This window comes from Intrasporangium flavum, assembly GCF_001956915.1.
GTDB lineage: Bacteria > Actinomycetota > Actinomycetes > Actinomycetales > Dermatophilaceae > Monashia > Monashia flava.
In genome coordinates, this window is the sequence record NZ_MLJO01000015.1 from 91,540 (window position 1) to 106,019 (window position 14,480).

The window sequence follows — 14,480 nt, forward strand, 5'->3', positions numbered from 1 at the left end:
CTGTGGGTGCTGGTCACCGCCATGGCGTCACGCGCCGTACTTCTTCTTGTTCGCCTCGAGGATCTTCGTGGCGCGGCCCGCGGCATCGGACAGCACCGTCTTGGGGTCCTGGCCGCCGAGGACGGCCGCGTTGAGCGCCTTCTCGAACTCCGGCATCGCGTCGCCGATGCCGGCGACCGGCGGCGGGAAGTGCAGGTCGTCGATCTGCGTCGCGAGGGTGGCCTGGTCGGTGAGGGCCTTGAACTCGGCGGACTCACGCACGGAGTTGCGGGCGGGCACCTGGCCACCCTTGGCCCACTCGATGCTCTTCGTGCTGATCCAGTTGAGGAAGACGCGCGCCGCGGTCTGCTTGTTCTGGTCGGGCGTGCGGGAGGTGGGGAGCACGAACTGGTGCGAGCCGGCCCACGCGGCCTTGGTGCCGCCGATGTTCGGCAACGGCGCGACGCCCCACTTGAGGTCGGCCTTCTCCTTGAGGGTGTTGATGGTCCAGATGCCGTTCCAGTTGAAGGCGGTCTTGCCGTTCTGCAGCGCGACGATGTCGGCGTCCTGGGCGATCTTGGCCGCCGAGTAGCCCTTCGTGACGAGGTCCTGGAACCACGTCAGCGCCTTGACGCCCGGCTCGTCGGCCCACAGCACCTGGGTGGCGTCGTCGGAGAAGAGGGTGCCGCCGAACTGCCAGATGAGCGACTGCACCGACATGCTCCCGGTGAACGGGAACGGTGTGGCCCAGTGTCCTTGGATGCCCTTGCCCTTGAGGGTCTCCAGCGCGGCCAGGTACTCGTCGGCCGTCATCGGCGGCTTCTCGGGGTCGAGGCCGCCCTTCTCCATGACGTCCTTGTTGTAGAAGAAGCCGAGCGGGTGCACGTCGAGCGGGATCGAGTAGCGCTTGCCGTCGTAGACGCCGGCCTTCCACGGCACGGGCGCGAAGTCCTTCTCGTCGAGCTTGAGCGCCGCCGCGACGTCGTCGAGCGGCTGGACGACGTTGCGGGCCGCGTTCGTGGCGACGGAGTCGACGTGCATGATGCCGATGTCGGGACCCTTGCCGGCCGTGACGGCAGCGGGCAGCTTGGCGTAGTAGTCGGCCCACTGCATCGTGTTCATGCTGACCGCGATGTTCTGGTGCTCGGCGTTGAACTGGTCGACGAGTCGCTTCATGAACGGGCCGTCGCCACCGGTGAAGCCGTTCCAGAACTGCAGGGCCACCTTCGGGCCGGAGTAGCCGGTCGCACCCCCGCCCGCGGACACGGCCGGGGCCTGGCCGGGCACGCCGCTCGAGCCGGACCCGCAGGCGGACAGGCCCGCGGCGCCGACGGCGCCGAGGACGCCGCCGAGGACGGTGCGACGGGAGAGGGAGGATGCGGCGGACGTCGTCGTCCACGGGGTGCTGTTCATCGGGGCGTCCCTTCGGAGAGGCGGATGCAGTGCCAGGAGATCGGGGGCAGGGTGGCCCGGAGGGTGCGCCCCTCGACCGTCGCGCCGCCGGGCCGCGGCGTGACGCGCTCGGGGTCGGCCTCGGTGTTGCGGGCCGACGGGTCGTCGTCGTGCAGGACGAGGTGCTCGACGAGCGAGTACCCCGGATCGGCGCCGATACCCGCCGCGACGTCGAGGACGAGGTCGGCCGGCTCGGTGCGGCTGCGGTTGACGACGAAGACGGCCAGCTCGCCGGTGTCCTCGTCGCGGGTGGCGGTGACGACGATCTGGTCGACGTCGCCGAACCTCTCGGTGTGCACGGCCCCGCAGTCCACGGCCGGGCGCAGGACGGTGCCGCGGGCGTAGCGCGACGTCAGGGCGAACGGGTGGAAGATCGTCTGGCGCCAGGCCGGGCCGCCCGCCCGCGTGAGGATCGGCGCGATGACGTTGACGAGCTGGGCCTGGCAGGCCATCGCGACGCGGTCGGTGTGCTGCAGGAGCGTGATGAGCAGGCTGCCCACGACGACGGCGTCGGTGAGGTCGTAGACGTCCTCGATCAGCTCGGGCGCCTCGCGCACGGCGAGCGAGCTCTCGCCGTGGAAGCGCTCCTGGAACCACACGTTCCACTCGTCGAAGGACACCGTGATGCGCTTGTCCGAGCCCTTGACGGCCGCGACGTGGTCGGCCGTGGCGACGACCGACTCGATGAAGCGGTGCATGTCCTCGCCGCTGGCCAGGAACGAGTCGACGTCGCCGTCGACCGGCTCGTAGTAGGCGTGCGCCGAGATGTGCTCGACGAGGTCGAAGCACCGCTCGAGGACGACGCGCTCCCACGTGCCGAAGGTCGGCATGCCGCGGTTGGAGGAGCCGCAGGCGACGAGCTCGAGCCCGTCGTCGACGCGCTTCATGGCGCGGGCCGCCTCCTCCGCGACCCGCGCGTACTCCTCGGCGGTCTTGTGCCCCATCTGCCACGGGCCGTCCATCTCGTTGCCGAGGCACCAGACGCGGATGTCGTGCGGCTCGGGGTGGCCGTGCTTGGCGCGGAGGTCGGGCCAGTGGGTGCCCGGCTCGCCGTTGCAGTAGAGGAGCAGCTCCACCGCCTCCCGGATGCCGCGGGTGCCGAGGTTGACGGCCATCATCGGCTCGACGCCCACGCCGCGCGCCCAGTCGACGAAGTCGTCGGTGCCGACCTGGTTCGTCTCCACCGAGCGCCACGCGAGGTCGAGCTGGGTCGGCCGGTCGGCCTTCGGGCCGATGCCGTCCTCCCAGCGGTAGTTCGACACGAAGTTGCCGCCGGGGTATCGCACCGTGGTGACGCCGAGCTCGCGCACGAGCGCCGCGACGTCGGTGCGGAACCCCTTCTCGTCGGCCTCCGGGTGGTCCGGCTCGTAGATGCCGGTGTAGACGCAGCGGCCCATGTGCTCGACGAACGAGCCGAAGAGCCGTGGCCGCACCGGCCCCACGGTGAACGCGGGGTCGAGCCGTACTGTCGCAGATCCCATCCGGTCCTCCTTGACCGTCGGCTGCTGTGGTGACCGCTGATTTACAACGGTTAACCTTTGGGCTTGAGCGAGAAATTACAACGTTTACCGAAACCTGTCCAGAGTCGGGCGTGGACCTCCGTCGCGCAGCCGGGAAGGCGGCTAGCCTGAGACCGGACAAGGGTGGTCGACAGTGACCCACGAGGTCACGGACGGAGGTGGCGGGTGCCGGCACGGCTCAGGGACGTCGCGGAGCTCGCAGGCGTGTCGGTCAAGACCGCCTCGAACGTGCTCAACCACCACCCGCACGTCCGGGCGAGCACGCGCGAGCGCGTCGAGGCCGCCATGGCCGAGCTGCACTATCGCCCCAACCTGTCGGCGCGCAGCCTCAAGCACGGGCGGGCGGGCTTCCTCGCGCTCGCCGTCCCGGCCATGGACTCCCCGTACTTCGCCGAGCTCGCCGCACGCATCACCGAGGAGGCCGCGGCCCTCGGCTTCATCGTCCTGCTCGACGTGACGAGCGGCGACGCCGACGCCGAGCGCGTCGTGCTCGAGGGGATGCGCTCGCACGTCATCGACGGCGTCATCTTCTCCCCGCTCGCCCTGTCCGCCGAGGAGATCAGCCGCAGGGCCGACGACCTGCCGATGGTGCTGCTCGGCGAGCGACCGGTGCCGGCCGGCTTCGACCACATTGCCGTCGACTCCGTGGCCGCCGCACGGGCAGCCACCGAACACCTTGTCGCGCAAGGACGCCGACGCATCGCAGCAGTGGGCCGCGAACCCGAGCGCGGCACCGCGTCCGAGCGCCTGCGCGGGTACCGGCAGGCCCTGCGCGCGGCAGGGCTGCCCTACGACAAGGACCTCGTCGTCGGCGTCCCCCACTTCGAGCGCGCCGACGGCCACGCCGCCATGCAGCGCCTGCTGGCCCTTCCCGAGCCGCCGGACGCCGTGTTCTGCTTCAACGACCTCATGGCGATCGGCGCGCTCCGGTGCTGTGTCGAGTCCGGGGTCCGGGTGCCCGACGACGTCGCGATCGTCGGCTTCGACGACATCGCCGAGACCCGCTTCAGCAACCCCACGATCACGACGGTCTCCCCCGACCTCACCGGCCTGGCGCGCCAGGCGCTGTCGATGCTGAGCCGCCGCATCGAGGGCTGGGACGCCCCGGCGCAGGTGGTCAAGGTGCCGTGGCGGCTCGAGGAGCGCGAGACCACCCTCGGCGTGCCCCGACGGCGGCGCCGCCGGCCCTCGGCCTGAGCCCGGCGACGGCGCGCTCGAGGGCCCGGTTCGCGGGTGCGCAGCCTGCGATGCCGGGCCCTGAAGTGGCGGTTCACGTACCGCAACGGGCCAACCGCCGAAGTCGGAGCGGGTCAGGTCGGGTTCGGGCCGATCAGGTGCCTCGGGTCCGTTTCGCGACCGTTCACACCGATCAGTGCCGATGTCCGGGCCACAGATACACGCGCGGCGCGTGCGAGACTGAGCCATGGCTGACGACGTCTCCATCCAGGGCCGCATCAAGTCGCTCATCGACGAGGAGCACGCGCTGCGCGACTCGCTCGGCAAGGGCGAGATCAGCGTCGACGACGAGCACGACCGGCTGCGCAGCGTCGAGGTCGAGCTGGACCAGTGCTGGGACCTGCTGCGCCAGCGCCGGGCCAAGCGCGAGTTCGGCGACGACCCCGACGAGGCGCAGGTGCGCTCCGAGCGCACTGTCGAGGGCTACACGGGCTGAGCCCCGCCCGCGCCCTCGAACCGCTCAGGCGCCGAGGCCGTGGCCGAAGGCGAACAGCGGGTCGTCGTAGCCCGGCACGTCCTCGCCGTGCCGGCGCACCTGCTCCATCGACCGCGGCAGGTCGAAGGGCAGCCGGCCCTGCGGCGTCTCGACGCCGGTCAGGGCGTCGACGAGCGCGTCGTCGCTCGTGCCGTAGCTGCCGACGACCGTGGTCGCGATCGGCAGCAGCGGCGTCAGCACCGCCGGGCGGTCGAGCACGACGTCGACGACGAGCGGGCACGCCGCGGCCACCCGGCCGAGCCGGTGCACGAGTCCGGGCGGGAAGTCGAGCGAGCCCTGGTGGAACCACGACTCGAGGAAGAGGTCCGAGCGCGGGTCGAACGGCGCGGTGACGCGCACGACGGCGACGTCGGCGTCCTCGGGCCGCTCGACCACGGTGCCGAGCCGGGCCGCCGCCTCGGGTGAGACGTTCTCGACGTAGACGCGCAGGCCCTCGCGCAGCGGCAGCGTGGCGTCGGCGCACGTGATGCTCGAGCCCTCCGGGCGCGCCCCCGCGGGGGCGCCGTTCTGCAGCACCGTGACCGACCGGGCCTGGACGGCCCGGCCGAGGTCGCGGAAGTCCTGGCGGCCCACCGTCGTGGCGGCCGCGTCCTCGTCGACGTACGGGTCGTCGAACAGGCCGAGGCGGAACTTCACCGCGAGGATCCGCCGGGCCGACGCGTCGACGCGCTCCTCGGTGACCCGGCCCTCCTTGACGAGGTCGATGAGGACCTCGACGCACTCCTCGCCGCCGAACTGGTCGGCTCCGGCCTCGAGGATCAGCTCCATCCGGCCGTGCGGGTCGAGGTGCTCGACGCCCCACGCGCGGGCCGGCAGCACCTGGTCGCCGACGTGGTTGTCGTTGACGAGCTCCCAGTCGGTGACGACGACGCCGTCGTAGCCGAGCTTCTCGCGCAGCAGCCCGGTGACGACCTGCTTGTTGTAGCCGAACCCGATGGGCTCGATCTTCTCGCCGTCGATCTCGAGCTCGACCGGCATGCCGTAGTACGGCATGATCCCGGCCGTGCCGGCCTCGATGATCGGCGGGAACGGCTTGAGGTGGTCGGCGAACCGCCCACCGGGGTAGACCTGCTCGCGGCCGTACGGGAAGTGGGCGTCCTCGCCGTCCTTCTGCGGGCCGCCGCCCGGGAAGTGCTTGCTCGTGCAGGCGACGCTCGTCGACCCGAGCGAATCCCCTTGGAATCCCTTGAGGTAGGCGACGCCGAGCTCGGTGACGAGGTCGGGGTCCTGGCCGAACGTGCCGGCCTGGCGGGCCCAGCGCGGCTCGGTGGCCAGGTCGAGCGTCGGGTGCAGCGCGGCCCGGATGCCGACGGCCACGTACTCCTGGCGGGCGACGTCGGCGAAGGTGCGCACGAGGTCGGCGTCGCGCAGGGCGGCGAGCCCGAGCGGCTCCGGCCACTGCGAGAAGGCTCCGGCCGAGAACGACACCCCGACGTTCTCGATGAAGGCGTGGCGGGGGTCGGTCGAGATCGTCACCGGGATGCCGTGCGGGGTCTGCTCGGCGAGGGCCTGCAGCGTGTTGTTCCAGCGGGCGGCCATGCGCGGGTCGTCGAGGGCGTGCACGTTGAAGTGGCTCAGGTGCTTGCTCAGCACGACCTCGGACGTCGGCGACTTGCTGATGTTGCCGGGCGTCTCGAGCACCGACCCGTCGGCCCCCGCCTCGATGACGGTCTGGAACATGAGGCCGACCTTCTCCTCGAGGGAGAGCCGCCCGAGCAGGTCCTCGACGCGCTGCTCGACCGGCAGCCGCGGGTCCTCGTAGGGGTCCATCCGGCCGTTGCCGTTGAGGTCACGGAAGGTGACCCCGTCGTCGGTCGTGCTCGTCTCGGGTCGCACGGGTGAAGCCTTTCATGCAGGTGGTGAGGGTTCCGTGGCCGCCCGCGGAGAGGGGGCAAGGCGGCGGGCGGCCACGGAGGGCGTCGGAGCGTGGTGGGCCACTCCCGACGCGTCGAGGGGTGAGTTGGTCTGCGGCTCAGGCGATCCCGGCTCCGAACTCCTCGATCCCGATGACCGGGCGCAGGCGCTTCTCGACGGTCGGCGTCGAGAAGCCGCGACGGATGACGCCACGACCGAGCACGTTGCCGGCCACGCCCATGACCATCGCCTGGTCGAGCGAGAGGTAGCGGCGCGCCACGGTGCCCGACCGCACGGCGACGGCGTCGAAGAACCCGCCGCGGCCGTAGGAGTCGAAGTCGGCCTTGAGGTTGGCCAGGTTGGTGAACGCCTCGTCCGGCTCGTGCATCATCGCGAGGAACGCGGCGTGCGGCGTGACGACGCCGTCGCCGTACGTCGGGTTCGGGTTGGTGGCCGCGCGGCAGTCGCCGAAGCCCGGGTCGTAGTTCGTCCGCTCCTTGTCGGAGAAGTAGCCGTCGGGGTTGAGGCCGAGGGCGTCGACGCCGTACTCGCGGTACCCGGCGAAGGGGTCGCTCGACGGGCTGAAGCCCCAGTAGCCGTAGCCGGCGTCGTCGAGGCCGTGCTCGCGCTGGGCCCGCACGTGCAGCGGGTGGTTGCGACCCCAGCTGTTCGGGGCCCACTCCGCCTCGGGGACGAAGACGTCGGGCATGAGCTCTTCGAACATGCTGCCGCCCCAGCCGGGCACGACGTGCATCCCGCGGTAGGTGTAGGCGCCCTCGTAGACGTCGATGCCGTAGTACGTGCGGTGCTCGCCCACCGGCTGCATCTCGTGCCAGCTCCAGTCGCAGGTGGCCGGGAAGGTGCGCCACATCGCGAAGTACTGCTTGGCCGGGATCTGGCCGGTGACGATGCCGAGGTAGCTGGTGATGCGGGTCTCGGACACCGTCGTGTCGTAGTGGTGCGTCGTGAGCCAGACGGGGTCGCCGCCGATGTGGGTGCCCTGGTAGGTGCCACCGGGGCGGCCGTCCTCGTAGGGGTAGAACCCGCCGTGGATGAGGCCGCCGGGGCGGACCTGGTGGGCCGGGTCGCTGTTGTCGTTGTAGAAGGCGTCCCACCGCATCCGGTCGAAGATCCTCTTCGCCCAGGGCGCAGCGGCGGCGTCCGAGCTCTGCACGACGAGCAGCGCCGCACCGAGCCAGCCGTTGTCGACGCTCGAGCAGAACGGGACGACCGTGTCGCCGGAGTCGGGCCACGTGTGCAGCGCCTTGGCGGTGGCCTCGTCGTACCAGTTGTAGTACATGCCGCTCGGCGTGTGGTGCTCCATGCGCTCCACCGTCTTGAGCGTGCGGATGAGGCGAGCCGACGCCTCGCCGCGGGTGATGATGCCGAGCTCGCGGGCGGCGATCGTCGACCACAGGTAGCCGCCGATGTTCGTCGGCGACGTGTAGCCCGAACGGTCCCCGGCCGCGAGGCTCTCCGGGATGTTGTCGGCGGGCAGGCCGGTGGTCGGGTCGGTCATCGCGACGAGGCTGCGCCACGTGTCGGCGGCCCAGGTGCGCACCAGCGCGGCGTCGAGCGACCGCGTCTGCGCGCCGAGCCCGTTGCGGAGGAACGCCGGGGCCGAGCCGGTGCGCGTCGCGGCCCCCGCGGAGGCGGCGGGTGCGAGGGCGAAGGCCGCGAGGGAGGCGGCCCCGCCGACGAGGAGGCTGCGTCGGGAGGGGGTGGAGGAGAGGGAGTTTGAGGAGGTGGTGGGACGGTCGGACATGGGGGCTGTTCTCCGTTCCTTACTTGAGGCCCGTCGTGGCGATGCCCTCGATGAAGCGCTTCTGGAACACGAGGAAGACGACGAGGATGGGGAGGATGACGACGGTGGCGCCGGCGAGCAGCAGGCCGTAGTTCGTGCTGTTCTGGCCCGTCGAGTAGAGGGCCAGCGCCACAGGGAGGGTGTACTTGTCCTCGGTCTGGCCCACGACGAGCGGCCAGAGGAAGTTGTTCCAGCTGCCGAGGAACGTCAGGATGCCGAGCGTCGCGAGCGCGGGACCGCACAGCGGCAGGATGATCCGCCAGAAGATCCGCAGCTCGCCCGCGCCGTCGACGCGGCCGGCGTCGAGCAGGTCCCTGGGCAGCCCGAGGATGAACTGGCGCATGAGGAACACGCCGAAGGGGCTGACGAGGAACGGCAGGAAGAGGCCGGGCAGGGAGTTGATGAGCCCGGCGTTGGCGACGAGGACGAACAGCGGCACGAACGTCACGACTCCCGGGATCATCAGCGTCGCCATGACGGCGAGGAAGAGCGGACGCTTGCCCTTGAAGTCGAGCATCGCGAACGCGTACCCGAGCATCGAGCAGAAGATGAGGTTGCCCGCCGTGACGACGACCGCGACGACGATCGAGTTGTAGAAGTACTGGCCGAAGTTCAGCTTGCTGAACAGCTGCGTGTAGTTGTCGAGCGAGGCGCTCTGCGGCCACCACGTCGGCGGCACCTGGCGCAGCTCGCCCTCGCCCTTGAACGAGCCGAGGACCATCCACACGAACGGGGCGACGACGGCGACGAGGGCCACGGTCAGGACGAGGTAGAGCCACCAGCGTCCACCCCGGCTCGAGCCGACCATGCCCGAGCGCGGCGCGCGCGAGGAGGGCTGGGGGGCCACCTCCCGCGTCGGTCGGGGTGCGGTGTCGACGGCCATGTCAGGTCCTCTCTCGCAGCAGCCGGAACTGGATCGCGGTGACGATCGCGATGACGACGAAGATGAGGTAGCTCATCGCCGACGCGAGGCCGTAGTTGCCGAACCCGAACTGCTGGTAGGTGTAGTAGGACAGCGAGATCGTGCTGTTGAGCGGGCCGCCCTTGGTCATGACGAACGGCTCCTCGAAGAACTGGAGGTAGCCGATCGCGGTCGTCACCATGACGAACAGCAGGGTCGGGCGCAGCAGCGGCAGGGTGACGTGCCGGAACCGCTTCCACGCACCGGCGCCGTCGATGGCCGCGGCCTCGTGCAGCTCGGCCGGGACCGCCTGCAGGCCGGCGAGGAAGATGATCATCGCCGTGCCGAAGTTGCGCCACGACGCCATGAGGATGAGCGCCGGCATCGACCAGTTGGGGTCACCGAGCCAGTTCGGGCCGTCGATGCCGACCCACCCGAGCGCCGTGTTGATGAGGCCGCCCGGGTCCTGCAGCAGGAAGCGCCAGACGACGGCCACGGCGACGATCGAGGTGATGACCGGCATGTAGAAGCCGAGGCGGAACACGGCCCGGAACCGGGTGATGCCCTTGTCGAGCGCGACGGCCGCGGCGAGGGCCACGACCAGCGTCAGCGGCATCCCGACGAGGACGAAGTACGCGGTGTTGCCGGCGGCCTGGCGGAAGATCGGGTCGGACAGGGCCTTGGCGTAGTTGTCGAACCCGACGACGTCGACGGCGAAGGGGGTGCGCAGGTCGCGCGCCCTGGTGTCCGTGAAGCTCATGAAGAGCGACTGGAGCACCGGCCACGCCGTGAAGGCGAGGAACAGGACGCAGAACGGGAGCGCGAGGATCCACGCAGCCCGCCCCTCCCGCCGGGCCGCCTTCGCGGTCCGGCGGGAGGCTGCGGTCTGGACGCTCATGGGATCAGGCGCCCGTGCCGATGGAGTCGGCCTGCTGCTGGGCCGTCTTGAGCCCGGTCGCCGGGTCCTCGCCGGTCTTGGTGATCTTCTCCATCTCGGTGTCGAGGCCCTTGACGGCCTGCTCCCACGTCGGGAACGACGGCGGGGCCTTGGCGGTCTCGAGCTGCTTGCCGAAGACGGCGAGCTTCTTGTCCGCGGCGAGCGACGGGTCCTGCCACGCGCTCTTGACCGAGGGCAGGTCGGTGGAGATCGAGTACCACTTGGCCTGGACCTTCGGGTCGGCGAGCCACTGGACGAACTTCCACGCGGTGTCGCGGTTCTTCGTGTTCTTGAAGACGACGAAGTTCGAGCCGCCGACGAAGGAGGACGAGCCCGCCGAGCCGGCCGGGATCGGGGCCACGTTGTACTTGTCCTTGAAGCCGGCGCCGCCGACCTTCTCGACCGCGGACATCATCCACGGGCCGGAGATGAACATCGGGACCTTGCCGCTCGCGAAGTCCGGCTCGGTGGTCGGCGTCGCCGGGGCGGCCTTGTCGGAGATGCCGTCCTTGAAGAACGACTGGTAGTACTGCGTGGCCTTGAGCAGCTGCGGGCTGTCGAAGTTGTAGGCCTTGCCGCTGTCCTTGGTCAGGTCAGCGCCCTCGCCCCAGGCGAACGGCATGACCGTCTGCCACGAGCCCTCGCCGCCGGCCTGCAGGCCGATGCCCCACTTGGCGCCGGCCTTGGTCTGCATGGCCTTGGCCATGTCGTGCAGGCCCTGCCAGTCGGTCGGCACGGTGTCGTAACCGGCCTTCTTGGCCAGGTCGGTGCGGTAGTAGACGACGCGCGTCTCGACGTACCACGGGATGCCGAACGAGGTGCCGTTGACCTCGGTGGTCTTCTGGGCGCCGTCGAAGAAGGCGCTCTTGTCGATGGAGGCGGGCGTCGGGTCGAGGGCGTCCATGCCCGCGAACTCGCCCATCCACGTCGTGCCGACCATGGCGACGTCGGGGGTCTTGTTGGCGGTGATGGCGGTCGTGAACTTGTCGTGCGCGGCGTCCCACGGGATGCCGGTGACCTGGACCTTGACGCCGGGGTTGGCGGACTCGAACTCCTGGGTCAGCTTCGAGAGGTTGTCACCCTCGGCGCCCATGGCCCACACGGTGATGGTGCCGCTCGCCTTGCCGGTGCTGACGGCGGCTCCGGTCTGCCCGGCGGCGGGGCCACCGTTGTCCGAGCCTCGGCCGCAGGCGGTCACGGTCAGGGCCGCGGCGGTCATGCACGCGACGGTGATGGCGGTGGTGCGTCTCATCGGGTGTTCTCTCTTTCTCTGGGACGTGCAGCGTGGGTTGCCGGGGGGCGGTGCGATCGCACGTGTGGAGGGGCGGGTCGGGGTCTGGCGTCAGGGTCTGGCGTCGGGGTCGGGAGTGGGCCGGCCCGTCGGCGGGCGCGCTCAGCGCGTCGGGTCGGCGAGGCCGGCCGGACCGGAGGTGGACGGGGGGCGGGGGCTCGGGCAACCGCACGAGCCGCGGATGACCACCCGGGTCGGGAGCAACCGGCGCTCGGACGGCAGCTCTCCCCCCTGGACCCTCTGGTGGAGACGTTCGGCCGCCAGCTCACCGAGCTCGCGGACCGGTTGGCGCACGGTGGTCATACCCGGGCGCACGTACCTGGCGGTCATGACGTCGTCCCAGCCGACGACGGCGACGTCGCCGGGGACGTCGCGGCCGGCGTCCTGCAGGCGCGTCATGATCGAGAGCGCGAGCTCGTCGTTGGCGCAGACGAGGGCGTCGGCGTCGAGCTCGCCGGACAGGAGGCGGTCGGCGACGAGCTCGCCGTCGGCCTCGCGGAAGGGCACGCGGACCGGCTCGGCCGGCTCGAGCCCGAGGTCGTGGTGGGCGGCCACGAAGCCGGCGTGGCGCTCGGCGATGTCAGGAGCGCCGGCCGGGTCGCCGACGAAGAGGAGGCGACGCCGACCGTGCCCGAGGACGTGGGCGGTCAGCTCGGCCGCGCTGTGGGCGTTCTCGGCCGTGACGCTCTCGATGCCGTCCTGGGGCTCGCCGGCGATGATGACGACGGGCTTGCGCCCGTGCAGGGCCCGCGCCACCGCGGGCGGCATGGCAGCGGAGCCGAGCACGGCGAGGGCGTCGACGCGGGTGGCGAGGCGGCGCACGGCGCGGGCGGCATCGACCTTGCCCTCGGTGAGCAGCAGCGTGACGCTCTGGCCGAGCTCGGCGGCGCGGGTCTCGAAGCCGAGGAGCAGCTCGGCGTAGTAGGGACCGGTGAGCTCGGGAAGCACGAGGCCGTACGCCTCGTGGTGGCGGACCGCGAGGCTGCGGGCGGCGCCGAGGGGCACGTAGTTGAGGGCGTCGACGGCGTCGAGGACCTTGCGGCGGGTCGTCTCGGAGACGACGTCGGCGCCCTGCAGGACGCGAGAGACGGTGGCGATGGAGACGCCGGCGCGCTCGGCGACCGAGTAGATCGTCGCGCCGGCACCGGCACCGGCAACCTGGCCGGACGCGGGTGCCGAGCCGAGGGTGGACGCGTCGGCGGAGGCCTGGGTGGCCGGGGTGGCACGGCGGGCACGTCGGGCCTGCTCGGCTGCCATGGGAGGCCACCTCCGTCTCGTCGTCGAGTCCCTGGTCGGTGATGCTTGGCGTTGTAAGCGCTTACATCGGCAACCATCCTGCACACATCCCCGACGTCGCGCAAGACCCCCTCTCGGTGCCGGGGCCATCGGGCGGGGTCGGCCGGGGCTGCGAACGGCAATCCACGGTCTCAGGATCTGGCACGTGATCGACTGCGCCCCAAGTGATTTCGCCTGAGACAGCGAGGGGCCCGGTGACGTCGGGAGTCCGACGCCACCGGGCCAGGGGTGTCTCGCGGGCGGGACCGGTCAGGCCTGCGCAGCGTCCTGCAGGACCCCGACGTGGCCACCGTCGGGCAGGGCGAGGACGGCGGTGCGGCGCCCGCCACCGACCTCCGTCGGCTCCTGCACGACCGTCGCGCCGGACGCCACGAGGGCGTCGCGGGCGGCCGAGATGTCCTCGACCGTCCAGTACGGCAGCGGGCCGGCGAGGCCCTTGCGGTGGCCGTTGGGGTCGAGGGCCACGTCGAGGCCTCCCACGTTCCAGCCGACGTAGTAGGGCTGGTCGGTGTGCGGCTCGCCGAGGAGGGCCCTGAACGCGGCCTTCGCGGCGTCGAGGTCGGTGACGGCGTAGACGACGGTCGTCATGGCGGGCAGGGTGGTCGTGCTGGTCGAGGCGGTCGAGTCGGTCATGTCAGGGTGCTCCTTGTCGGTGTCACATCGGGCCCGGCTGGCCCGTCAGACCCATGACGGAGCAGACACGAAGGATGTGACACGGCGATGGACCAGAACCCCGACCGGACCCCCGACTGGCTGGCGGCACGCTTCGAGGAGCACCGCGGGCACCTGCGCGCCGTGGCCTACCGGGTGCTCGGATCGAGCGCCGATGCCGACGACGCCGTGCAGGAGGCCTGGGTGCGGCTCAGCCGCACCGACACGAGCGACGTCGCCAACCTCGGCGGCTGGCTCACCACCGTCGTCGCGCGGATCAGCCTGGACCAGCTGCGCTCGCGCTCGGCCCGGCGCGAGCACCCGTGGGACGTCGCCGACGCCGAGGCCCTCGACCACGCCCCGGTCGCCCCGGTGGGCGCGACGCGGACGCCCGACCCCGCGGCGGAGGCCGAGCTCGCCGACTCTGTCGGCCTGGCCCTGCTCGTCGTGCTCGACACCCTGGCGCCGGCCGAGCGCCTGGCGTTCGTGCTCCACGACCTCTTCGGCCTGCCGTTCGAGGAGATCGCCGACGTCGTCGACCGCTCGCCCGCGGCGACGCGTCAGCTGGCGAGCCGGGCCCGCCGACGTGTCCGCGCCTCCGGCGTCGGCCTCGACACCGGCCTTGACAGCGAGAGCGTCGACGGACGCACCGGCAACCTGCCCGGGGCCTCCTCCGTGGCGACGACACGGTCGCGGCAGCGTGAGGTCGTCGAGGCATTCCTCGCCGCGTCGCGCGGCGGCGACCTCGGGCGGCTGCTCGAGCTGCTCGACCCCGCCGTCGTCGTGCGGTCCGACGCCGCGGCGGCGCTCATGGGCTCGCCGGCCGAGGTGCGGGGCCAGCAGGCGGTCGCCGCGATGTTCGACGGCCGCGCCCGTGGGGCCCGGCTCGCGACGCTCGACGGGCGACCCGGTGCCGTGTGGATGCTGCACGGGGTGCCGAAGGTCGTCTTCGCCTTCACCGTCGAGGACGGGCGCGTCGTCGGCATCGAGCTGGTCGCCGACGAGGCCCGCCTCGACGCCCTCGAGATCGAGTACCTCTGAGGCTCACTGGTGGACCGTGGGG

The 14,480-nt window shown here is 71.5% G+C and carries 12 protein-coding genes; 3 read left to right on the forward strand and 9 right to left on the reverse strand.

Going from position 1 to position 14,480, the window contains the following annotated elements:
* Positions 1-27: 27 nt before the first annotated feature.
* The gene (locus BIV28_RS13020; RefSeq protein ID WP_076262481.1) at positions 28-1,392 is read right to left on the reverse strand and encodes an ABC transporter substrate-binding protein; all 1,365 of its coding nucleotides are present in this window, start codon (positions 1,390-1,392) and stop codon (positions 28-30) included.
* A complete protein-coding gene (gene arfA / locus BIV28_RS13025; protein ID WP_076262483.1) occupies positions 1,389-2,912 on the reverse strand; it encodes an arabinosylfuranosidase ArfA in 1,524 nt (507 codons plus the stop codon). Before arfA ends, BIV28_RS13020 begins: the two co-directional genes overlap by 4 nt.
* A gap of 204 nt (positions 2,913-3,116) precedes the next feature.
* On the opposite strand from arfA, the gene BIV28_RS13030 reads away from it, so the two are divergent.
* The gene (locus BIV28_RS13030; RefSeq protein WP_076262484.1) at positions 3,117-4,148 is read left to right on the forward strand and encodes a LacI family DNA-binding transcriptional regulator; all 1,032 of its coding nucleotides are present in this window, start codon (positions 3,117-3,119) and stop codon (positions 4,146-4,148) included.
* Positions 4,149-4,374: 226 nt separating this feature from the next.
* The gene (locus BIV28_RS13035; protein WP_076262486.1) at positions 4,375-4,623 is read left to right on the forward strand and encodes a DUF2630 family protein; all 249 of its coding nucleotides are present in this window, start codon (positions 4,375-4,377) and stop codon (positions 4,621-4,623) included.
* Between the two features lie 24 nt (positions 4,624-4,647).
* On the opposite strand, the gene BIV28_RS13040 is transcribed toward BIV28_RS13035, so the two are convergent.
* The 7 genes from BIV28_RS13040 to BIV28_RS13070 form a co-directional block, all read right to left on the reverse strand.
* Positions 4,648-6,519: a glycoside hydrolase family 3 protein gene (locus BIV28_RS13040; RefSeq protein ID WP_076262487.1), complete on the reverse strand. Its 1,872-nt coding sequence runs from the start codon at positions 6,517-6,519 to the stop codon at positions 4,648-4,650.
* A 136-nt stretch (positions 6,520-6,655) separates the two neighbouring features.
* Entirely contained in the window at positions 6,656-8,302 is a 1,647-nt protein-coding gene (locus BIV28_RS13045; RefSeq protein WP_076262489.1) for a glucoamylase family protein, read from the reverse strand.
* 19 nt (positions 8,303-8,321) lie between these two features.
* Positions 8,322-9,224, reverse strand: coding sequence for a carbohydrate ABC transporter permease (locus BIV28_RS13050; RefSeq protein WP_083707321.1), 903 nt, complete (start codon positions 9,222-9,224; stop codon positions 8,322-8,324).
* Position 9,225: 1 nt separating this feature from the next.
* Positions 9,226-10,140 carry a carbohydrate ABC transporter permease gene (locus tag BIV28_RS13055; RefSeq protein WP_076262490.1) on the reverse strand — a complete coding sequence of 305 codons (915 nt, stop codon included), beginning with the start codon at positions 10,138-10,140 and terminating at the stop codon, positions 9,226-9,228.
* Between the two features lie 4 nt (positions 10,141-10,144).
* Entirely contained in the window at positions 10,145-11,431 is a 1,287-nt protein-coding gene (locus BIV28_RS13060; protein WP_076262492.1) for a sugar ABC transporter substrate-binding protein, read from the reverse strand.
* A 141-nt stretch (positions 11,432-11,572) separates the two neighbouring features.
* Positions 11,573-12,727, reverse strand: a complete 1,155-nt coding sequence (locus tag BIV28_RS13065) for a LacI family DNA-binding transcriptional regulator (protein ID WP_083707322.1) — start codon at positions 12,725-12,727, stop codon at positions 11,573-11,575.
* 288 nt (positions 12,728-13,015) lie between these two features.
* Entirely contained in the window at positions 13,016-13,399 is a 384-nt protein-coding gene (locus BIV28_RS13070) for a VOC family protein (protein WP_242652986.1), read from the reverse strand.
* An 87-nt stretch (positions 13,400-13,486) separates the two neighbouring features.
* Here BIV28_RS13070 and BIV28_RS13075 point away from each other — a divergent pair, with 87 nt between their 5' ends.
* On the forward strand, positions 13,487-14,458 hold the full coding sequence (locus BIV28_RS13075) for a sigma-70 family RNA polymerase sigma factor (RefSeq protein WP_076262494.1): 972 nt from the start codon (positions 13,487-13,489) through the stop codon (positions 14,456-14,458).
* Positions 14,459-14,480 lie beyond the last annotated feature (22 nt).